Origin of the sequence: Mesorhizobium sp. M1050, from assembly GCF_040318715.1 — a bacterium.
Classification (GTDB): Bacteria; Pseudomonadota; Alphaproteobacteria; order Rhizobiales; family Rhizobiaceae; genus Mesorhizobium.
The window spans coordinates 41,009-61,154 of the sequence record NZ_JAMYMV010000012.1 but is presented as its reverse complement, the minus strand read 5'-3'; the positions used below and the strand labels follow the sequence as shown (position 1 = coordinate 61,154).

At 61.5% G+C, this 20,146-nt stretch carries 19 protein-coding genes; 14 read left to right on the top strand and 5 right to left on the bottom strand.

Annotation, left to right across the window (positions count from 1 at the left end; genetic code table 11):
* Window positions 1-177: 177 nt before the first annotated feature.
* The 4 genes from NKH57_RS09980 to NKH57_RS09965 all read left to right on the top strand — a co-directional run bounded on the left by NKH57_RS09980 (window position 178) and on the right by NKH57_RS09965 (window position 4,173).
* Window positions 178-1,806, top strand: a complete 1,629-nt coding sequence (locus tag NKH57_RS09980) for an ArnT family glycosyltransferase (protein ID WP_352943846.1) — start codon at window positions 178-180, stop codon at window positions 1,804-1,806.
* 185 nt (window positions 1,807-1,991) lie between these two features.
* Window positions 1,992-2,918, top strand: a complete 927-nt coding sequence (locus tag NKH57_RS09975; protein WP_352943844.1) for a lysylphosphatidylglycerol synthase transmembrane domain-containing protein — start codon at window positions 1,992-1,994, stop codon at window positions 2,916-2,918.
* 44 nt (window positions 2,919-2,962) lie between these two features.
* Window positions 2,963-3,964: a glycosyltransferase family 2 protein gene (locus NKH57_RS09970; RefSeq protein WP_352943929.1), complete on the top strand. Its 1,002-nt coding sequence runs from the start codon at window positions 2,963-2,965 to the stop codon at window positions 3,962-3,964.
* 56 nt (window positions 3,965-4,020) lie between these two features.
* Window positions 4,021-4,173 carry a hypothetical protein gene (locus tag NKH57_RS09965; RefSeq protein ID WP_352943842.1) on the top strand — a complete coding sequence of 51 codons (153 nt, stop codon included), beginning with the start codon at window positions 4,021-4,023 and terminating at the stop codon, window positions 4,171-4,173.
* A 139-nt stretch (window positions 4,174-4,312) separates the two neighbouring features.
* Here NKH57_RS09965 and NKH57_RS09960 read toward each other — a convergent pair whose 3' ends face one another.
* Window positions 4,313-4,720: a hypothetical protein gene (locus tag NKH57_RS09960; RefSeq protein ID WP_352943840.1), complete on the bottom strand. Its 408-nt coding sequence runs from the start codon at window positions 4,718-4,720 to the stop codon at window positions 4,313-4,315.
* Between the two features lie 284 nt (window positions 4,721-5,004).
* On the bottom strand, window positions 5,005-6,888 hold the full coding sequence (locus NKH57_RS09955; RefSeq protein WP_352943838.1) for a glycosyltransferase family 2 protein: 1,884 nt from the start codon (window positions 6,886-6,888) through the stop codon (window positions 5,005-5,007).
* A gap of 617 nt (window positions 6,889-7,505) precedes the next feature.
* On the opposite strand from NKH57_RS09955, the gene NKH57_RS09950 reads away from it, so the two are divergent.
* Window positions 7,506-8,429, top strand: a complete 924-nt coding sequence (locus tag NKH57_RS09950; protein ID WP_352729833.1) for a glycoside hydrolase family 26 protein — start codon at window positions 7,506-7,508, stop codon at window positions 8,427-8,429.
* Between the two features lie 88 nt (window positions 8,430-8,517).
* On the top strand, window positions 8,518-9,036 hold the full coding sequence (locus NKH57_RS09945) for a DUF995 domain-containing protein (protein WP_352943836.1): 519 nt from the start codon (window positions 8,518-8,520) through the stop codon (window positions 9,034-9,036).
* Window positions 9,037-9,154: 118 nt separating this feature from the next.
* On the opposite strand, the gene NKH57_RS09940 is transcribed toward NKH57_RS09945, so the two are convergent.
* Together NKH57_RS09940 and NKH57_RS09935 are read right to left on the bottom strand one after the other, a co-directional pair.
* The gene (locus NKH57_RS09940) at window positions 9,155-9,604 is read right to left on the bottom strand and encodes a DNA polymerase III subunit chi (protein WP_109662848.1); all 450 of its coding nucleotides are present in this window, start codon (window positions 9,602-9,604) and stop codon (window positions 9,155-9,157) included.
* A gap of 39 nt (window positions 9,605-9,643) precedes the next feature.
* Entirely contained in the window at window positions 9,644-11,155 is a 1,512-nt protein-coding gene (locus NKH57_RS09935) for a leucyl aminopeptidase (protein ID WP_352943834.1), read from the bottom strand.
* Between the two features lie 50 nt (window positions 11,156-11,205).
* Between NKH57_RS09935 and NKH57_RS09930 the strand changes: the two genes are divergently transcribed.
* The 8 genes from NKH57_RS09930 to NKH57_RS09895 all read left to right on the top strand — a co-directional run bounded on the left by NKH57_RS09930 (window position 11,206) and on the right by NKH57_RS09895 (window position 19,480).
* Window positions 11,206-11,394 (top strand): hypothetical protein, encoded by a 189-nt coding sequence (locus NKH57_RS09930; RefSeq protein WP_156938602.1) that lies wholly within the window; start codon window positions 11,206-11,208, stop codon window positions 11,392-11,394.
* A 113-nt stretch (window positions 11,395-11,507) separates the two neighbouring features.
* Window positions 11,508-12,710 (top strand): LPS export ABC transporter permease LptF, encoded by a 1,203-nt coding sequence (lptF, locus tag NKH57_RS09925; RefSeq protein ID WP_352943832.1) that lies wholly within the window; start codon window positions 11,508-11,510, stop codon window positions 12,708-12,710.
* A complete protein-coding gene (lptG, locus tag NKH57_RS09920) occupies window positions 12,707-13,792 on the top strand; it encodes an LPS export ABC transporter permease LptG (protein ID WP_352599342.1) in 1,086 nt (361 codons plus the stop codon). Before lptF ends, lptG begins: the two co-directional genes overlap by 4 nt.
* On the top strand, window positions 13,792-16,212 hold the full coding sequence (locus NKH57_RS09915; protein ID WP_352943830.1) for an LPS-assembly protein LptD: 2,421 nt from the start codon (window positions 13,792-13,794) through the stop codon (window positions 16,210-16,212). Before lptG ends, NKH57_RS09915 begins: the two co-directional genes overlap by 1 nt.
* A gap of 100 nt (window positions 16,213-16,312) precedes the next feature.
* Window positions 16,313-17,239 (top strand): peptidylprolyl isomerase, encoded by a 927-nt coding sequence (locus tag NKH57_RS09910; protein ID WP_352599122.1) that lies wholly within the window; start codon window positions 16,313-16,315, stop codon window positions 17,237-17,239.
* Window positions 17,240-17,252: 13 nt separating this feature from the next.
* Window positions 17,253-18,269: a 4-hydroxythreonine-4-phosphate dehydrogenase PdxA gene (pdxA, locus tag NKH57_RS09905; RefSeq protein WP_352599124.1), complete on the top strand. Its 1,017-nt coding sequence runs from the start codon at window positions 17,253-17,255 to the stop codon at window positions 18,267-18,269.
* 10 nt (window positions 18,270-18,279) lie between these two features.
* The gene (gene rsmA, locus NKH57_RS09900; protein ID WP_352599126.1) at window positions 18,280-19,119 is read left to right on the top strand and encodes a 16S rRNA (adenine(1518)-N(6)/adenine(1519)-N(6))-dimethyltransferase RsmA; all 840 of its coding nucleotides are present in this window, start codon (window positions 18,280-18,282) and stop codon (window positions 19,117-19,119) included.
* A 67-nt stretch (window positions 19,120-19,186) separates the two neighbouring features.
* On the top strand, window positions 19,187-19,480 hold the full coding sequence (locus tag NKH57_RS09895) for a DUF1330 domain-containing protein (RefSeq protein ID WP_023761594.1): 294 nt from the start codon (window positions 19,187-19,189) through the stop codon (window positions 19,478-19,480).
* 6 nt (window positions 19,481-19,486) lie between these two features.
* Here NKH57_RS09895 and gmk read toward each other — a convergent pair whose 3' ends face one another.
* On the bottom strand, window positions 19,487-20,143 hold the full coding sequence (gmk, locus tag NKH57_RS09890) for a guanylate kinase (RefSeq protein ID WP_013532512.1): 657 nt from the start codon (window positions 20,141-20,143) through the stop codon (window positions 19,487-19,489).
* Window positions 20,144-20,146: the final 3 nt, after the last annotated feature.

The following is a 20,146-nucleotide window of genomic DNA, read 5'->3' as shown; positions in this document are numbered from 1 at the left end:
ACTATTTAACAGCCGCGAGAACCGCGATGTCAACGTTCGCGAGGCCAAAGGACAGCACTTATTCGAGACACGCATAGACCGCCGTCGTCAAATTAAGGATTGCGTCGTATACTTCCGCATCTTTGACAATCGCACGCAAGAGCAAATCCGCGGACGTCAGAGGGGACGCGGTTTCAAATGACAGACGACCCGGAATTGAATCAGGCTGAAGTTCGGCAATACCTGCAGCAGCCGACCGGCGGGGACACGGCTGCTCGCAACTATCTGGTCCCCGACACGGCGATCTTGCTGGGGATCCTGTTCATTGCGGTCGTATTCAGGTTCCACGACATAACCTTGCCGCTGGTCGATGCCTTCAGCTGGCGCGAGACCAGCACGGCAATGATGGCAGACAATTTCCAGCAGCGTAGCTGGAATATCTTCTTCCCGGAGATCAGTTGGACAGGGCCCGGGCCAAGTTACCAAGGCCGCGAATTCCAGATCGTCAGCTATCTCACCGCCCTGCTCTATCCACTCTTCGGCTGGCACGACTGGTTCGGCCGGATGATTGCGGCCTTCTTCGGCCTGGTGACGGTGTTTTCGCTGCACAGATTAACGGCGCTATGCTGGGGCGAGACGCACGCCCATGCGGCAGCCCTTGCCTATGCGCTGATGCCGGCGGCGATCATGATCGACAGTTCGTTTCTTCCCGATCCCTCGATGCTGGCCCTGGTGACGCTCGGCGTCTGGCTTTTCGCGAAATACTGGGCCGGCGGCAACGGCCGGCTGTTGCCGCTCGCCACGGTCAGCTTCTCGCTCGGCGTGCTGTCAAAGCCGCCGGGCCTCGCCGCCGGCGCCGTCATCTTCTACCTGATGGTTTGCTGGTTGCTGGAGAAGAAATGGAAGCCGGCGACCAGGGTCTTGCTGTCGGGGCTTTTGAGCCTGGCTATTATCGGCGCCTATTTCAGCTGGGCCATCTATCTCGGCCACAGCTATCCGCCGTTTCATGTCGCGGGTAGCGGCTACATCTGGGATTCCGGCTTCTGGACATTCTTCAGGAACAGCTTCTACTTCAAGTCCGTGTGGAACACCTCAGTCTGGTGGTTCTACGGCTATCCGTTCATGGTGCTGATCGCGGCCGGCTTCTGGATGCCGCCCAGACCCACCATAGACCCGAAGCAACGCGCTCTTTCGGCCATTCCCTATGTTTGGCTGGCCGCGGCCATGGTCGTCTATCTGGCGGCGGCGCGCGAGATCACCAGCAATCCCTGGAATTACCACATCTTCCATGTGCCATTCGCGATGCTCTGCGGCCGCGGCGCGCTTCTGTTGGCGACGCTTGCATCGGGAACCGCCCTGTCGCCGGCGGTCGTGCTGCGCTCGATCTGCATCGCGGTCGTCACACTCGTGTGGTCGACCTTTCCCCTCGTCAGGACGATGAAGGCGCCGATCGCCATGAACGGCAAACTGCTTGGCGAGGAATTGGCGCGGTTGGCGCGCCCGGGCGATCTCGTCGTCGCTATCGCGCCCGAGGCCGGCGATCCCGTCGCAGTCTATTACAGCAGGGCGCGCGGCTGGGTGTTTCCGCCTGGCGGAGGCGATGTCGAATGGTCGAAATTCGTCGCGGACGATGCCACTGCGATCGCGCAACTCGAGGAGTTGCGCGCACAGGGCGCGGACCTGTTCGGCACGGCCAAGAACGCCGCCGACAAGCAGGATCGGTTGTTCGTCGAGCATCATGACGGGGTCATCGACTATCTGGACAAGACCGGAACCAAGCTTGTGGATTCCGATGATTTGCTGGTCTATAGGATCACCCGTCCATGAGAGCTGCGACGGTCCCGGGCTGTGGGCCTTCGACAAGAAGCGGTCCGACGGTCCAGCGGCCCCGCATTCGCCTGCGGAAGGCAACGCGGCGGACCAGGCGAAGCGATCCCTGATGACGCCAGGGATATTCGGGCGCCACCGATGCTGCCGCTGGAACTCGGCGGAGAAAACCGGCGGAGAATTGGTTGAAAAGAGCAATCTCGATAGTCGTGACGCTGGCCCTGCTGGCCTGGCTGGCCAGCGACTCGCGCTGGCGCATGGTCGGCGACGCCTTCGAGCGCATTACGCCCGGCACGTTCGCTGTGGCGACGATCGCGTTTTTCGTCACCTATGTCTTGCGTGCGCTGCGCGTCTGCGACGAGTTCCGCGACGAGGTGAATGGCCGTTTCGGCGCCTGCCTGCGCATTATCCTGATCCACAATGCGATGATCAACGTCGTCCCCTTCCGTGGCGGCGAGACGGCCTTCCCGTTGCTGCTGCGCCAGGTCTTCGGCGTACCGATCATGCGCGCCAGCGCCTCGCTGCTGTGGTTCAGGCTACAGGACGCCTTCGTCGTCGGCGTGCTGGCCCTGGCGGTTTGGCCGGGTCTGCATCCGGCGATAAGGATCGCCGGCGTGGCCGCCTTGATCGCCGCCGCATGGTACCTGCCGCGCTGGGCACGTGCTCCGCATGACTGGGCTGGGCGCAGCAGGATCGTGGCCAAGCTCGGCCTGCTTCGCGACACCTTCACCGAGGCGACCGGTCGCTCCCGCTACGGCTGGTGGTGGACAATCGCCAACTGGTCGCTGAAGCTCACCGTGCAGGGATGGCTGCTGGCGCTGATATTGGGGACATCGTTCACCACCGCATTTCCCGGCGTCGTCGGAGCCGAAGGCGCCGCCATACTGCCAGTGCAAGGCGTCGCCGGCTTCGGTACCTATGAGGCGGGTGCGGCGGCGGCGCTGCTCACCTCCGGAATCGCGATGAAGAGCGGCCTGCAGGCGGCGCTGGCGCTGCACCTGTTCATCTTCTGCTCGGCAATCGTCACGGGCGCGATCGCCTGGCTGTTTCCCTCGAAATCGACGTTGCCGGGGAACCCGGCTGTCGGACCTGCAAGGAAGCCATCACAATGAACATATTGCCCATCCCTGCTTCGGGACTGCCTGACGGCGCAGTGATGCCGGACCATACGCTGTCCATCGTCGTACCCATGTACAACGAGGCCGAGAACGTCGAGCCACTGCTGGCACGGATTCACCAGGCGATGGAAGGCTACGACCGGCTGTGGGAGGTCGTGCTGGTCGATGACGGCAGCACCGACGCGACCGTGAGCGAGATCAGGCGCCTGGCAGCGCATTACGGCCCGCATGTTCACGCGGTCGAGCTGGTGCGCAACTACAAGCAGACCGCCGCGATGCAGGCCGGCATCGACGCAGCACGCGGCGACGTCATCGCCACGATCGACGGCGACCTGCAAAATGATCCCTTCGACATTCCGCGCATGGTTTACCGCCTGCTGAGCGAGGATCTCGACCTGGTGGTCGGCTGGCGCAAGGACCGCCAGGAAGGCTTTTTCATGCGCAGACTCCCCTCGCGTATCGCCAACGCACTGATCGCGCGTGTCACCGGCGTTCGTCTCAAGGACTATGGCTGCAGCCTCAAGGTCTATCGCGGCAATGTCATCCGCAGCGTCAAGCTCTATGGCGAGATGCACCGCTTCATCCCGGCCTGGCTGGCCACGGTGACGACCCCCAGACGCATCGCACAGGAAGTGGTGACACATCATGCCCGCATCCACGGCGAGTCCAAATATGGCATTTCGCGCACCTTCAGGGTCGTTCTCGATCTGGTATTCATGTATTTCTTCATGCGCTATCGCACACGTCCCGGACATTTCTTCGGCGGCATCGGCATCGTGCTTGGCGCGCTGGGATCGTTGATCCTTGCGTACCTGCTTTGCCTGAAGTTGTTTTTCGCACAAGACATCGGAACACGCCCGATGCTGTTCACCGGCTTCTTCCTGCTTATCGCGGGAGTGCAGATGGTGACGTCGGGCGTGCTGGCCGAGATGCTGGCACGCGTCTATCACGAGGCGAACGGAGCATCGGCCTATGTCGCGCGGCCGCAGCCGGCTTCCGACAACAATGACGGTTGGCACCGCCCTGGTCGGGCATCGTGACCTGATTGGAACGCCCTATAGGTTCCATGCCGATCGTGGTGACCGGAGCGGCGGGCATGTCTGCCGGCGGCTTGCGGATCGACGAAGTCGTCGGCAACATGAACGCCTGGTGCAATCCGGCACTGAAGGTGGCAAGGCGCAGCCGGCTTGCCGCCAGGAAGGTGCGGATCGAGCAAGGACTGGTTTGCCGAACCGTGTCGCCAGAATGATGATCGAAGGGCAAGAGGTAAGGCGCAACGCCTGCGCCAACCTCTTGCCCTTGACTCTCGCCCCCCGGCGAAGACCAGAGCGGCCGGCTCTTCACTCAAACCGCGCCGCCGCTTTTGCGTCTGATGTTCTAAACTAGAATCAGTAACGCGAACGGCAGCTGGCGCGTTGGCCGAAGCCGCTCGGGCTGCAAATCCAGGGCGAATGACCCAGGAACGGGCCGCCATTGCCTGGACTATAGGAAACCTTCACCGGCGCCGGCCCGCCGACCTGCTGCGGCCGCACGAGAGCCGCATAGATCTCCTGCCTCGTACGCGTCACGGTCGTCATCCGTGTCAGCGGTTTGCGATTGATCAGATGCAGCGGCTTGTTCTCGACGGAGTGCTGCTTCTTGCCGAGCGTATAAACCACGGGCTTGGTGCCGATCGAGCTGGTCTTGTTCGCATCCATGCTCTGGCAACCGGACGCCATCGAGATCAATGCAACAGCGGTAAATGCACAGGCGTATTTCTTGCCGATCCTTGCCCCGCTTACCATAAATTTCTTCATCGCATCCCCTGCCACAAATACAAGTCGCTGGAGCGCTGAGATCTATTTCTCTTATTATGTCTCCGCGCCACGTGAGCAGCCTATCGCCACTCACATCGTGGCCACATATTAGAGGAAGCTTATTAAGATTCAGGCAAACGACATGATGAGCGCGGTCTTTCGGCGCTCAATAAGATTTTATTAAAATTTGATCTTTTGAGCGCGCCGCCACTGCTGCGGTCGCTGGCCTGCTATCAAGCCAAATGCAGTTCAGGGAACTGTTTGCGCGCCTACGCCTCACGGCGTCAGCGCGGTGATACCCAGCCGGGATCGAAGTAAAAATTGCGGGCACCGATGTTGCCCTGGCCGGCGCCGGAAACCACATAGGCGATGCGTACGATGCGGAGGCCGCCGGCGCCCTGCTGCAGGCCATAGACGCCTTCCAGACCGCGATCGTAGAAGCCCACGGCCGGAACGGCGAGCGCCAGCGTGGCAAGCGACGCCTGCAAGGCGAATTTCGCGGCATTGGCACGCAACGGGATCCTGTTCTCGATGACGTGTCTTGCGACGATGACCACCACCAGAAGCCCATAGAGGAAGGCGTTGAAGGCGGCGAACCAGTAGAAGCCGGTGGCGTCGAAGGGGTGATCCACGAGCAGCACGGGCAGCGCCGCGCCGATCGCCAGCGCCACATATGGAGCGAGGGCGCGGGCCGGCAGAAGGCTTTTTGGGCCGCTGCCCTTTGGCGTGACCCGAAAATCGACGAACGATTTGGTCAGATAGTCGCGGATCGACGACAGCGTGCCGGCGAGCACCCAGGGCCAGCGCGCGAAGAAGAGGAACAGCGTGCCTTCCCAACTGATCGTCTTGGCCGTCATCGGGCGCGAGAGGCCGAACGCCTTCAGCATCATAACCAAGCCAACCAGAGCGACGGCGTTCGGCAGATAATAGAAGAGGAAGTCGACATACATGACATTGGCAAAGTTGCGTCCGGTCGACAGCGCATAGATCGGCATGACGTACATCAGCAACGCAAAGACGGCGAACAGCGGATACCAGAGTTGGCAAAAGAGGAACTGGAACCGCATCCGCGGTGACAGCTTAGGGAGATAGCTCGGCGAATATTCGAGCAGGATCGTCATCAGGCTGCGCGACCACTGGAACTCCTGGGTAACGAGGTCGGCGAAGGTCTGTGGGCCGTCGCCATGGGCGATGGCGTCGAGCGCGTGCACCCCGCGCCATCCGGCCGCATTGATCAGCATCGAAGTGGAGTGATCCTCCGCCAGTTCCGGACCGAGACCGCCAGCCTGCTTCAGCGCCTTGGTCCGCATGGCATAGTGCGAGCCAATGCAGAGCGGAGCTCCCCCGCCCGTATGCCCGGACTGCAGAGGTCCGTGAAACATCCCTTCGGGAAACAGCCTGCCGCGCGCCGCCCAACTTTCGGCGGCATTGTTGTCGCAGATGCTCGGCGCCGACACATAACCGACCGCGGGATCGGCGAAGGGATAGAGGACTTCCCTGAGATAGGTCGGCGTCGGCACATGGTCGGCGTCCATCTGAGCGACGAAATCGTAATACTCATAGCCATAATGGTCGTAGAAGAACGCCAGGTTGCCTTCCTTGCAGCGGGTGCGGCGCGGCCATGTCGTACGGTGATAGTCTTCCCTGCCGCGCCGCGTCGAAATCAGCACGCCGCGAGCCTTGCACCAGCGCTCCGTCTCCTCGGAAGGATCCTCATCCGCCAGCCAAGTGTCATGTGGATAGTCCTGCGCAAGCATTGCCTCCAACGTGCGGGCAACCACGGCAAAGGGTTCGGATGGCGCCTTGGTCACGACCATGGCGACCCGCGAGCGCTTCGGGATCGTGTGAAGCTTGGACGGCTTTTTCGACGCATGCACGTTCAGGAGAAAGTACAAAGGCATGAGCGTGAGCCACACCAGAACGAGTGTCGCGAATGCGTATGGCCCAGCATGCTCGACATGCTCGGGCTTTAGCCACCAGATCCAGAAAAATCCGAGCGTGACGAACCAGAAAGCCAGCGCCAGTCTCAGGGTCCATTGCTGAGTGACCGACAGCACGGGCACCAAAAAAGGCCCTTTGCGCGCAGTGGCGGCCAGAGCCGTCTTAGAGCGATGCGCTGCCCGTCTGCTCGCACGGCCGATGATGCCAGCTTGTACGGAAGCACCCATACAGTTACCCGCCGCCACTTTGGGCTTCCGCCGACAAGTGGCTGAAGCTCGCAAAACCCGGGCAACAGAATCGGCCCACACTTTCTTAGTGTCAACTAAATTAGATATTCGTTAAGTATTTTTCCTGAGATCTGGTGAGCTACGCTTGGAAGGCCTTGGGAGAGGAATAGCCGCCATCGAGCGGCTTGTAGCGGGTGAGCCGGCAAACTCTTCGGCGTTGGAAATCCACCGACAGGATCGAGGCCATTCGGAGGGGATCCGGCCAGAGGGCGGCGTCACCCGCAGTGCCAATGACATGGTTAAGCAACTATTAATTGTGCTTGACTCTTGGCCCTGACCGGCTCTTAAATTAGCTAGGGATGATATATCGGGATATTGACGCGAATTTGTGAGTATCGCGGCGAACTTCTCTCTGTAGCTCCTCGGTGTTGGTGCAGCGAGAGATAGTTTTTGGGTGGCTCGGTGCGAAGGCTCGCACGCCCGCCAATGGTCGCTCCGAAATCCCGCAGATTCAGCCAATTGGACCGATTGGTTTTGGACAGTCGTGTCGATCAATCATCGATACGCATGGGCGAAGCTTTAACTTCCGCGGGAAGTTAAAGCTATGGAGGTCAGGCATGAAACGTTCTGCAGCAAATGCACTTGCAATCGCGCTTGCATTGGGCGGGAGCGCCGCATTCACCACAGCAGGAAGCGCCGGCTCCGTCGCCGGGACAGACCCCGTTCAGACGAGCAGCGCCGCTTCGGCATTCGGATCCTACGATCCCTATGGCGACTTCAGCGCCGACAAGAGCGCCAGCATCGAAGAGTTGTTCCTACCCTGGGAGGACGTCGATCTGGCGACGCTGCCACTGGCCGATACGTATGCACTGCAACGCGGCCGTTCGCTGCTTATCACGATTGAGCCGTGGACCTGGTCGAAGGACTGGCGCATCACCCCACCCGAATTGCGCGACGGCATTTTGGGCGGCAAATATGACGCCAACATGCAGGCTATCTGCGACCTGGTGGGACAAATGAAGAGCCCGGTGACCATTCGCTGGGCGCAGGAAATGGAGGACACGAACGGCCGCTTCACCTGGGCCAACTGGGCTCCCAAGGATTGGATCTCCGCTTACAAGCGCGAAGTCGATCTTTGCCGCAAGGCTGCCCCCGCCGCCAAGTATATGTGGTCGCCCAAAGGCGAAGAGGGCTTGGAAAAATATTACCCTGGCGATGACTATGTCGATGTCATCGGCCTGTCGGTATTCGGTCTGCAGAAGAAGGACATTAACGAGGCCGGTCATGACCGTACGTTCGCCGAGATGCTGAAGCCCGGCTATGACCGCGTGGCAAGGTTCAACAAACCGGTCGTGGTTGCGGAACTCGGCTATGTCGGAAAGCAGGACTATGTCTCGAAGTGGCAGGAAGATACCCGTAAATCCTATGCGGAGTTCCCGGCGCTGACTTCGGTCGTCTACTTCAACCAGAAGGAAGTGTGGCCGTGGTTGGATGGCTACGGGCTGCCGGACTGGAGAGTGACGCAGCACGTCCTGCCGTAAGCGCATCATGCCGATCCATCTCCTTCCAGAACCAGCGGTTCGGGAAGATGGTTGAGGCATGGCATAAATCAGTCCGTGGGGGAGTTTGATGAAACGAATACTGGGAAATTGTCGCGGAGCGGCATTCGCCTGCTCCGTTGTGGTTCTTGCCTTCCATATCCCTTCGACAGCCGACGCGGCGACGACAATCGCCGAGCAGGCGCAAAAGGCCACCGCTATTCCTGACGACGGCGTCTACCGGATCTACCAGAACCATTCGTGGCTGTGGGCCAAGAAGGGCGCCGGGTTCTTTGCCGTCAAGCAACGGCAATTCGACGCCTGGACCTACGACAAAGGCAATCCGGGCTATGGCGACGGCATGTGGTTCATCCCCGGCGGCGGCAAGTTGTGCTACCGTGCGCAATGGCATGGCTCCTGGGGTGTGAAGGGCTCGATGACCTGCTTCGAGCATCGCCAGGCAGGCAAGGTGATCTACAAGCGTAAATCACCTGATGGTGAGTGGTATGTTTTCAGGAGTTCGCATCGCAACCGGTCGGACGAATCCATGAAATTGAAATACGGAGACTACGTCACCAAGAAAATGAACCTGATCAAGGCAAAGCAGTAGATACTGTCTTCTGCGACGAGCCACTGGTCTAAAGCAGATCGGCTGAACGGTTCAGGCGACCTGCTTATGTCGCTGTTCTTATGCCTGCCGCTCTCCCAAAACCTTTGGGCGACATGCATCAAGCCTTGCGCTCCCAGCGACGGTCTGGCGTCTGTTGCCAGTAAGTGACGGCATGGCCGGCGTCCTTCATCACCTTCCAGTGTCCCCGCGCCGCTTCGACCTGGGCGGCATCGTGGCCGTCGAACAGGAACACCGCGCGCTCGTAGCCACCGAGGTCAGGCGGCACCGCGCCGTCAACGAGGAACCTTATCTTGGCCTGGTTGGGATTACCGTCTCCGGTGGTCAGCAGGATCGGCTGCTCGCCGGGATATGCCTCACGATCGGTCGCGTGGGCGAGGAACGAATCGTCGCGGAAGGTCCAAAGATGCTGGTCGAGCGCATCACGGCGTTCCTCGGTGCCGGTCTGCACCACGGCGCGCCAGCCACGATCGACGCTGCGCTCCAGGAGGCCCGGCAGCGCATCCTCCAGCGTCGATTCGGTCAGGTGATAGAACAGGACGTCGGCCATCGCTTCGTTCTATAGTGGTTCTATAGTGATTGAATCGGATCACTGCTCATAATTGTCGCGCACCAACCGATCCAGCAACCGGACGCCGAAGCCAGACCCCCAAGACTGGTTGATCTCGTTCGACGGCGAGCCCATCGCCGTGCCGGCAATGTCGAGATGCGCCCATGGGGTGTCCTTGACGAAGCGCTGCAGGAACTGCGCAGCGATGATGGCGCCGCCATAGCGGCCGCCGATGTTCTTCATGTCGGCGTTCTTGGAATCGATCAGCTTGTCGTATTCGGCGCCGAGCGGCATGCGCCACAGCCGCTCCTGTGTAGCGTGCCCCGCGGCCGTCAGCCTTTCGGACAGTTGGTCATTGTTGGAAAACAGCCCGGCATAGTGCTGGCCGAGCGCGACCATGACGGCGCCGGTCAGCGTCGCCAGATTGACCATGAATTTCGGCTGAAAGCGGTCGTTGCAGTACCACATCGCATCGGCCAACACGAGGCGGCCCTCGGCGTCGGTGTTGAGCACCTCAATGGTCTGGCCCGACATCGAGGTGACGATGTCGCCGGGACGCTGAGCATGGCCGTCGACGGCGTTTTCGACCAGGCCGATGATGCAGACCACGTTGGCCTTCGCCTTGCGCGCGGCCAGCGCATGCATCAGGCCTGTAACAGCGGCGGCACCGCCCATATCGCCCTTCATGTCCTCCATGCCGGACGCCGGCTTTATCGAATTGCCGCCGGTGTCGAAGGTGACGCCCTTGCCGATGAAGGCAATCGGATTGTCCTTTGGCTTGCCGCCGTTCCACTGCATGACCGCCATGCGAGCGCCGCGCGGCGAGCCCTGCGCGACGCCGAGCAGCGCGCCCATGCCGAGCTTCTTCATCTCTTTCTCGGCCAGGATCTCAACCTTGACGCCGAGCGCCTCGAGTTCCGTGGCGCGAGCGGCGAACTCGACCGGCCCGAGCACGTTTGCGGGTTCGTTGACGAGGTCGCGCGCCAGCAGGACGCCGTCGATCACCGCCTCGGCATCGGTGAAGGCTTTTTTTGCCGCAGCCGGATCGGCGGTGTGGATGATCACCTTGACCGGCTTTTTCGGCTCGGCCTTGCCGTCGTCCTTGTCCTTCCTGGTCTTGTATTTGTCGAAGGAATAGCTGCGCAGGAGAATGCCCGCCGCAAGGCTTGCCGCATCCTTGCCACTTGGCGACGCGCCGGCGAGATCGAGCACCACTGCCACCTCGGCCGCCTTGCGCAGCGACGCGGCAATGGTGCCGCCAAGCTTCAGCCACGCATAATCGTCCAGTCCCGACACCTTGCCGGCGCCTATCGCCACCAGCCTGTCGAGCGAGGCCCCCTGCGGCGCCAGAACTTCCACCACGCTGGCGAACTTGCCTGTGAACTCGGCCACCGGAAAAGCCCGCTCCAGCGTCTTGCCGGGATCGCAAGCCTTCGCTGCATCGCTCAGGCCGCCCTCATCCGCCGAGAGCACGAAGGCTGTGCCTTTTTTGCTCGACGCGGTCTGAGGTGAGGAGAATTTGGCGAAGGCGATCGACGGTCTTTGGCTCATAATGTCCTGCTTTCAGGGAATGCGCAGCTTTTGGGGAAGGGTTCGAGACGATGCGCGACATTTGGTCGTTTTCTGGCATTTGGCAAGACTTTGCCGAATTCGCATCCCATATGACCTACGGAATCGATGGTGATTCTTCGCGGCACGGCACCGCTTTTCGCCGCAACCTGTTGTTAACCATCGATGTTCTCCCTTTCTTATCCATTCCCGCCGACACTCCGGCCCGCCGGGGCGGGTGACTTGGGACGGGAGCCGGATCGACCCTCTGATGGAGCCAGTTGTGCAGGCGCTGCCGGACGGCTACCCTTGTGTGGTGGCATGATGCCGTTCGAAAAAATCGAGAAAAGCCTTCATGAAGGTCGTTGAACGCTACATCATGCGCCGCACTTTCGTGGTCTTCATGGCCGCGCTTGTCTGGACGCTGGCCATCGTGTGGACGACGCAAGTGCTGGCAAAGATCGACCTGGTCACTGACAGCGGCCAGTCGGCACTGACCTTCTTCGAGGTCGCCGCCCTCATTCTTCCGTCCATCATCCCGGTCGTGGTGCCTTTCGCGCTGGTGGTGGCGGTCGCACAGACGCTCAGCGTCATGAATTCGGATTCCGAGCTCGCCGTCGTCAACGCCGCGGGCGCCTCGCGCTGGACGATCGTGCGGCCAATCATGCTTTTGGCGCTCGCGGCAGCCGTCTTTTCCTTTGCGGTCGACAACGGCATCGACCCCTATGCACGGCAGAAAAACCGGGCCCTGGTGGCATCGTCGCGCGCGGATCTGTTGTCGCTGATCATCCAGGAAGGCACCTTCCGCAAGATCGAAGACGGGCTGTTCCTCCAGGTCGGCGAGCGACTTCCCGACAATCGACTGGGCGGCATCTTCGTCGCCGATTCACGCGAAGAAGGCGTGAACCTCGTCTACTACGCCAAGACCGGCAGCATCGTCGAACGTGGCGGCGAAAAGATGCTGATGATGAATGACGGTGTCATCCATCGCAAAACGCTGACCGGCGATCTCTCAGTCATCCGGTTCACCTCCTATGCCTTCGACATGTCGGCCTTCATGGCGTCAGCTTCGACGGTGACGCTCTTGCCAAAGGACCAGACGACCCAGTACCTGCTCAACCCAAGCGCCAACGACAAAAGTTATCAGCAGAACCCCTATGAATACTTGGCTGAGGTCAACCAGCGATTTTCGGAATGGATGTATTCCATGGTCTTCGCGCTCATCGCGCTCGCGGTCGCCGGAGATGCGCGTTCGCACCGCGAGGCGCGCGTCAATCCGCTGATTACAGCCATCGGGATATCGCTGTTCGTGCGCTGGCTGGGCTTTTTTGCCGCCAGCAAGGCCGACGATATCCCGCAATATGCCTATATGGTTTATGGCATACCGGTCGTGGCTTCCGCGGTGGCGATCTGGTTCATCGTCTCCAACCGGACCATGGAGCTGCCGGTGGCCTGGGCGGACTGGATGACAAACTTCGCCACCCGCATCGGTGACAGCTGGAACGCTCTCAAACTGCGGCTGTCCGGGCGCGGCACTTCAGGGCAAGGGGTCGGCTGATGGGCTGGACGCTGGGCCGCTATTTCTTCTTCCGCTATGTGACGATCACTATCTGGTTCTTCATCGGGCTTCTGGCGCTGGTGTTCCTGATCGATTTCACCGAGCTCTCCGGCCGCACCACCGGCCTGCCCGGCTTCACCTACGGGACGGCAGTGGCCATCTCAGGCCTCCGAATGCCGATGATCATGCTGCAGACCGTGCCGTTCGTCGGTCTCTTCTCGGCGATGGCGACGCTGGTGTCGCTCAACCGGCGCTACGAATTGGTCATCGCGCGTTCCGCAGGCGTTTCCGCCTGGCAATTCCTCTTGCCATGCTGCATCGGAGCCTTGCTGTTCGGCGTCCTGTCAGTTGGCGTCATCAATCCGCTCGCCGCGCATGCATTCTCCTGGTCCGAGCAGATCGAAACCCAGCTGCGTTCCGGAAAATCGAACAAGGTTTCGGCCGATGCCGCACCCTGGATTCGGCAGAAAACCGGTTCGGGGGACACCATCATCGGCGCGCGGGCCATCTTGAACCAGGGCCTGGAGATGGCCGATGTCGTCTTTTTCGTTCTCGACCCGCAAGGCAACATCGTCGAGCGCAAGGACGCCGCCCGTGCCTTCCTGCGCGACGGCTATTGGGAATTGCAGGACGTCAAGACATTGCAGAACGGCACGATCCAGGCATCGGCAAACGATCGCGTGCCAACCAATCTGAAGCCAGAATTCGTGCAGGAACGGCTGGCGCGGCCCGAAACCATCCCGTTCTACGATCTGCCGGGAAAGATCGAAATTGCCCGTTCCTTCGGCCTCAAGGCAAATGCCTTTGCCATGCAGTTTGATTCGCTGGTGGCGTTGCCGTTCCTTCTCGTCGCCATGACGCTGATTGCGGCAACGGTTTCAATGCGATTTGCTAGGATGGGGCAGTCGGCGACGATGATTCTGGGTGGCATCATCGCTGGCTTTCTGCTTTATGTCGTTTCGGTGCTGGTAAAGGCATTCGGCGTGGCGGGATTCGTGCCGACTGTCGTAGCCGCCTGGGTGCCCGTCGTGGTGGCTATGTTCTTCGGGGTGACTTTCCTGTTATACAAGGAAGACGGCTAGTGAGAGAGGCGTTTTTGCCCAGCAACAGGCAGGCCCGGTTGGCGCGCCTCTATGCGGCGACCGCCTTGGCGTGCCTGCTTACCTGCGCCGTCCCGATGCCGGCCTTCGCGCAGGATGTTGGCGACATGGCGACAACGGTTCCGTCCGGCTCGCAGATGTTGCTGGCGGCCGATACGCTGGTCTACAACAACGACAATCAGACGGTGACCGCCGTCGGTGGCGTGCAGATCGACTACGGTGGCAATCGCCTTGTCGCCCAGCGGGTCGAATACAACCGCAACACCAAGCGGATGGTCGCGAGCGGCAATGTCGAGGTCGTCAACAGCGACGGCACCAAGATCAATTCGGAACATATCGACATCACCGATGACTTCGCCGACGGCTTCGTCAACGCGTTGCGCGTCGAAACCATCGACAAGGCGTATTTCGCCGCCGAAAGTGCCGAGCGCATGGGCGGCGTGCTGACCACGTTCCACAATGGCGTCTACACCGCCTGTGAACCGTGCGAGGACAAGCCCGACAAAGCGCCGACCTGGCGGGTCAAGGCGCGGAAGATCATCTGGAACGGCGAGAAGAAGACGGTTCGCTTCGAGAACGCGAATTTCGAGTTCTTCGGCTTTCCGCTCGCCTATCTGCCTGCATTCGAGATTGCCGACCCGACGGTGAAGCGCAAGAGCGGCTTCCTGATACCCGGCATCGTCTACAAAAACGATCTCGGCGTCGGCGTAAAAATTCCCTATTACTTTGCATTGTCACCGACCTATGACCTGACCGTCACAGGTACCGGCTACACCAAGCAAGGCTTCCTCGGTGAGGCTGAGTGGCGCCAGCGCTTCAACAATGGCCAGTACAGCTTGAAGATCGCCGGAATCCATCAGCAGGATCCCAACGCCTTCCTCGACACGGCTGCCTTCCCCAGCACCGCCGGGCACAATGTCGATACGGGTGCGGCGGGCGATCCCAACAAATTCCGTGGCATGATGGGCACGCAGGGCCAGTTCGCTATCAATCAGCGCTGGAATTTCGGCTGGGACGTGCTGCTGCAGACCGACAAGAACTTCTCGCATACCTATAACATCGACAAGTACAATGCCTCCGTCCACCAGTCGTCGGTCTACTTGACGGGTCTCAACGGCCGCAACTATTTCGACGTGCGCGCCATGCATTTCGATGTGCAGGAGGATACGCTTAGCAGCAATGCCGCGGCGCGAAGCGGCCAGCAGCCCTGGGTGCTGCCGTCGCTCGACTACGCCTACATTCCCGACGTGTCGATGGCCGGCGGCCAGCTGTCGCTCAATGTCAACGCACGGGTCATCAGCCGCGACGATCTCGACAAGACCTTCTTCGTCCCCACGCAGCGCGTCCCCGGTATTGAAGGCGAATCCGGACGCCTCACCGCCGAAGCCGAGTGGAAGCGGAGCTTCGTCACCGATGACGGACTGGTGCTGACGCCGTTGCTGGCGCTGCAGGGCGACGTGGACTACCTCAAAGCGTCGTCGGCATCGCTCGACGCCATCAACAACATGGCAACAAATTTGGGCCAGCAGGACGACATGCGCTCGTCGTTTGCCCGCTTCATGGCAACCGCAGGCCTCGAGATGCGTTGGCCGGTGCTGTTTTCCATGGCCAGCGGGTCCAGTCACGTGATCGAGCCGATGGCGCAGGTCTTCATGCGCCCGAACGAACAGTATGTAGGCGGTCTCGCCGTTCCCAACGAAGACGCCCAAAGCATGGTCTTCGACGCGACAACCTTGTTCGAACGCGACAAGTTCTCCGGTTATGACCGCGTCGAAGGCGGTTCGCGCGCCAATGTCGGCCTCCGCTATTCCGGCTCCTACAATAATGGCTGGGGCACCAATGCCATTTTCGGCCAATCCTATCAGATCGGCGGCGAGAACTCCTTCGCCGCGCCGGATCTGGTCAATGTCGGCGCCAATTCCGGCCTCGACACGACCAAGTCCGACTATGTCGGTCTGTTCGGCATCAGCAGTCCCAACGGATTCGCTGCCTCGATCAGCGGCCGTTTCGACGAACAGACCTTCGAGAACCGCCGCACCGAGGTGAAAGCCGCCTATTCCGGCCTGCCCGTGTCACTGAGCGCCAAATACGCCTTCATCCAGGCCCAGCCCCTGTACGGTTTCACGACCGATCGTCACGAGGTCACGCTTGGCGCATCGACGCATCTCGCCGAGAACTGGCGTGTCTTCGGCACCGGAACTTACGACCTTCAGGAAAATCTGTTGGTCAGGGATGGTGTCGGCTTCGCCTACAACGATTCCTGCTTCACCTATCTGATGACCTATTCGCAGTCGCGAGACCTGAACACCAGGGAGGTCTCGCAGAGCATCGGCTTCAATCTGTCGTTCCGCACCCTCGGCGATTTCGGCTCGTCGACCAACGCCATCGACACGATCCAGTAACACGCGGCGACATCGTTTCGCCGCATAGGGCTGGCACGGATTTCGCGCACCTGGAAAAGCTGAAATTGGGCGGAACCGGGATAGAATTGGGATACCAACGATGAGGAAATACCTCTTTTCAGCAGGTTTCGCGTTGCTTGTGGCGGCGACGTCCCTGTCGCTCACCGTGATGACGCCACCTGCTTTCGCCAGCGAGATCAAATACGTCGTCAACGACATTCCGGTCACCACCGGCGACATCGCCCATCGTGCCGCTTTTCTGAAGCTGCAGCGCAAGAAGGGTGACGCTGGCCAGGAAATGATCGACCAGACGCTGCGCATGGCCGAAGCAAAGCGGCTCGGTATCCGCATCAGCGACGCGCAGGTCGAGGCGGCATATCAACGCTTTGCTTCGAGCAACAAGATGCAGCTCAGCCAGCTCGACGGCGTCATGGAGAAGTCAGGCGTCGGCAAGAGCCACTTCAAGGAATTCATTCGTGCCCAAATGGCCTGGAACCAGGCCTTGAGCGCGCGCTACCGTTCCGGCGATGGTACCGGTGCCGTCAGCGAACAGGACCTTGTCAGGAAGATGCTCGAAAAAGGCGGCGCCAAGCCGAGCGCTACCGAGTACATGCTGCAGCAGGTCATCTTCGTGGTGCCTGCGGCCGAACGCAGCGCAACGCTGGCCAAGCGCAAGCGCGAGGCCGACGCAATGCGTGCCCGCTTCAGCGGCTGCAACACGACGCGCGAATTCGCCAAGGGTCTGATCGACGTTACCGTTCGCGATCTGGGCCGGGTGCTGGCGCCGCAGCTGCCGCCGGACTGGGCCGAGCAGATCAAGGCTACCAAGGTTGGTGGCGCCACAGTCACGCGCGCGACCGAACGCGGCGTCGAATTCATCGGTATCTGCTCGTCGCGCGAAGTGTCAGACGACAAGGTCGCCCAGATGGTGTTTGAGAACGAAGGCTCCGGCGACAAGAACGCCGACGAACTCAGCAAGAAATATGTCGACGAGTTGAAGGCGAAAGCCCGTATCGTCAAGCGCTGACGTGGACAGCCCAATGATTGCGCTCGCGTTGAGCGCCGGCGATCCGTCCGGCATCGGGCCGGAGATCGCCATCGCTGCTTTCATGGCGCGCGAGGCCGCCGCCCTGCCTCCCTTCTATCTGCTCGCCGATCCGGCGCTGATCGTGTCGCGGGCGCGCCTCCTCGGCATTTCGCTGCCGATCGTCGAAACGACACCATCACAAGCGGCGCAAGTCTTTGCCGGCGCCCTGCCGATCGTGCCGCTGACTGCCCACAGTATCGACAGCCCTGGCCGGCCCGACCCGGCCAATGCCGCAGCAACCATCGAGGCCATCGACCGTGCCGTCGCCGACTGCCTTGCCGGCGAAGCTTTGGCGGTCGTCACCTGCCCCATCGCCAAGAAGCCGCTCTACGATGCCGGCTTCCGCTTCCCCGGCCACACCGAATATCTGGCGCATCTGACGGCCCGGCACAGCGGCGTCGAGGCGATGCCGGTGATGATGCTGGCAGGCCCCGACCTGCGCACCGTACCCGTTACCATCCACATTGCGCTGGCCGAGGTACCGAAGGCGCTGACCACCGAACTGATCGTCGCCACCGCGCGCATCACCGCCGCCGACCTCGCTCGCCGCTTCGGCATCGCAAAGCCACGGCTGGCCGTTGCCGGGCTCAATCCGCATGCCGGTGAAGGCGGCGCCATGGGCCTCGAGGACGAGCAGATCGTGCGTCCGGCAATCGAAATCCTGCGTGCCGAGGGCATCGATGCTTTCGGTCCCCTGCCCGCCGATACGTTGTTCCATGCCCGGGCGCGGGCCGGCTACGACGTCGCCCTTTGCATGTATCACGACCAGGCGCTGATCCCGGCCAAGGCGCTGGCCTTCGACGAGGCGGTCAATGTCACGCTCGGCCTGCCCTTCATCCGCACTTCGCCCGACCACGGCACCGCCTTCGACATCGCCGGCAAGGGCGTGGCGCGGCCCGACAGCCTGATGGCGGCATTGAAGCTTGCCCGGCAATTGGCCGACACGAACACGGGACCGGTTGCCGCATGAGATCGAAGGCATGAGCGTCGACGGGCTGCCGCCGCTGCGCGAGGTGATCGAGCGTCATGGGCTGCAGGCAAGGAAGGCGCTCGGCCAGAATTTCCTGCTCGACCTGAACCTCACGGGCAAGATCGCACGCACCGCCGGCGACTTGTCCGATGCAACCGTGATCGAGGTCGGTCCCGGTCCTGGCGGGTTGACCCGCGCCTTGCTCTCCAACGGAGCGCGCCACGTCATTGCCATCGAGCGTGACGAACGCTGCCTGGCAGCGCTTGCCGAAGTGTCCGACCATTATCCCGACCGGCTTGAGATTGTGTCCGGCGATGCGCTGAAGACCGATTTCGCGGCACTAGCCAGTCGCGCGGCCGGGGGCGGTGGCCCGGTAAAGATCGTGGCCAACCTGCCCTACAATATCGGCACCGAGCTGCTGGTGCGCTGGTTGACGGTCAGCGATTGGCCGCCCTTCTACACCTCGATGACGTTGATGTTCCAGCGCGAGGTCGCCGAGCGCATCGTCGCGCCCGCCGGCAGCGACAGCTATGGCCGGCTCGGGGTTCTTGCCGGCTGGCGGACGGAGGCGAGGATCGCCTTCGACGTGCCGCCACAGGCATTCACGCCGCCGCCGAAGGTCACCTCCTCGGTGGTGCATCTGGTGCCGCGCCTGGCTCCGCTGGCCGCCGAGGTGAAAAAACTCGGCCGCGTCACCGAAGCCGCCTTCGGCCAACGCCGCAAGATGCTGCGGCAGAGCGTGAAAAGCTTGGGGGGCGAGGCGCTGCTCACCCGTGCAGGCATCGATCCGACACGCCGTGCCGAGACGCTCAGCGTCGAGGAATTCGTGCGGCTGACCAATGCGGTGTAGTGCCGGCGGGTCTGGAAGCGTTTTGCTCGAGGCATAGATAATCTGGCGAACACGCCGGAGGATCAAAATGCCCGCCTATGTCATTTCCGATGTCACGATCCGCGACGAAGAGGCCATCGAGACCTACCGATCCCGCGCGGCGACTTCTATCGCCCAGCATGGCGGGCGCTATCTGGTGCGTGGCGGACGGGTAGAGACACTGGAAGGCATGTGGCATCCCGGACCGCTGATCGTCGTCGAATTTCCCGACATGGAACGGGCCAGGCGTTGGTACGCCTCCGCCGAGTACGCGTCGGCACTGGACGTGCGCGATGCAGCGCTCAGCCGCAACCTGATCCTGGTCGATGGCATAGCGCCCTGAAGCCGGTCAGCCCGTCTTCTCGTCCAACAGTCCCGAGACGAAGTCGAACAGGCCTGGCCGGCGATCGCGCCTTAGTCGCTCGGCGACGACGATGCCGCGCACTTCGGCGAAGGCGCGGTCGAGGTCGTCATTGACGATGACGAAATCATATTCCTTCCAGTGCTCGATCTCGTTGCGGGCGTTTTTCAACCGCGTCTCGATCACCGCCTCCTGGTCTTCGGCGCGGCGCTTCAGCCGCGCCTTCAATTCCTTCATCGATGGCGGCAGGATGAAGATCGAGACAATGTCGGCGCGCATCTTCTCCTTGAGTTGCTGGGCACCTTGCCAGTCGATGTCGAACAGCATGTCGCGTCCTTCAGACAGCGCCAGTTCGGCTGGCTCACGCGGGGTCGCGTAGCAATTGCCGTGAACCTCGGCCCATTCCAGCAGCGCGTCGGAATCGCGCAGCCGCTCGAACTCGCGCATCGTCCGGAAATGATAGTGGACGCCCTCGATCTCGCTGCCGCGGCGCGGTCTGGTGGTGACGGAGACCGACAGTTCGAGACTGGAATCGCTTTCCAGAAGATTGCGCGCGATCGTCGACTTGCCGGCGCCAGACGGCGACGACAGGACGAGCATCAGGCCCCGGCGGCGAATGCGGGACCCCAAATCCTTGGCAACCATCGG

Bases quoted from the DNA above. Each gene is read 5' to 3' on its own strand.
- NKH57_RS09980 (WP_352943846.1), top strand. From the start codon at position 178: ATGACAGACGACCCGGAATTGAATCAGGCTGAAGTTCGGCAATACCTG.
- NKH57_RS09970 (WP_352943929.1), top strand. From the start codon at position 2,963: ATGCCGGACCATACGCTGTCCATCGTCGTACCCATGTACAACGAGGCC.
- NKH57_RS09965 (WP_352943842.1), top strand. From the start codon at position 4,021: ATGTCTGCCGGCGGCTTGCGGATCGACGAAGTCGTCGGCAACATGAAC.
- NKH57_RS09960 (WP_352943840.1), bottom strand. From the start codon at position 4,720: ATGAAGAAATTTATGGTAAGCGGGGCAAGGATCGGCAAGAAATACGCC.
- NKH57_RS09955 (WP_352943838.1), bottom strand. From the start codon at position 6,888: ATGGGTGCTTCCGTACAAGCTGGCATCATCGGCCGTGCGAGCAGACGG.
- NKH57_RS09950 (WP_352729833.1), top strand. From the start codon at position 7,506: ATGAAACGTTCTGCAGCAAATGCACTTGCAATCGCGCTTGCATTGGGC.
- NKH57_RS09945 (WP_352943836.1), top strand. From the start codon at position 8,518: ATGAAACGAATACTGGGAAATTGTCGCGGAGCGGCATTCGCCTGCTCC.
- NKH57_RS09940 (WP_109662848.1), bottom strand. From the start codon at position 9,604: ATGGCCGACGTCCTGTTCTATCACCTGACCGAATCGACGCTGGAGGAT.
- NKH57_RS09935 (WP_352943834.1), bottom strand. From the start codon at position 11,155: ATGAGCCAAAGACCGTCGATCGCCTTCGCCAAATTCTCCTCACCTCAG.
- NKH57_RS09930 (WP_156938602.1), top strand. From the start codon at position 11,206: ATGCGCGACATTTGGTCGTTTTCTGGCATTTGGCAAGACTTTGCCGAA.
- lptF (WP_352943832.1), top strand. From the start codon at position 11,508: ATGAAGGTCGTTGAACGCTACATCATGCGCCGCACTTTCGTGGTCTTC.
- NKH57_RS09910 (WP_352599122.1), top strand. From the start codon at position 16,313: ATGAGGAAATACCTCTTTTCAGCAGGTTTCGCGTTGCTTGTGGCGGCG.
- pdxA (WP_352599124.1), top strand. From the start codon at position 17,253: ATGATTGCGCTCGCGTTGAGCGCCGGCGATCCGTCCGGCATCGGGCCG.
- rsmA (WP_352599126.1), top strand. From the start codon at position 18,280: ATGAGCGTCGACGGGCTGCCGCCGCTGCGCGAGGTGATCGAGCGTCAT.
- NKH57_RS09895 (WP_023761594.1), top strand. From the start codon at position 19,187: ATGCCCGCCTATGTCATTTCCGATGTCACGATCCGCGACGAAGAGGCC.
- gmk (WP_013532512.1), bottom strand. From the start codon at position 20,143: ATGGTTGCCAAGGATTTGGGGTCCCGCATTCGCCGCCGGGGCCTGATG.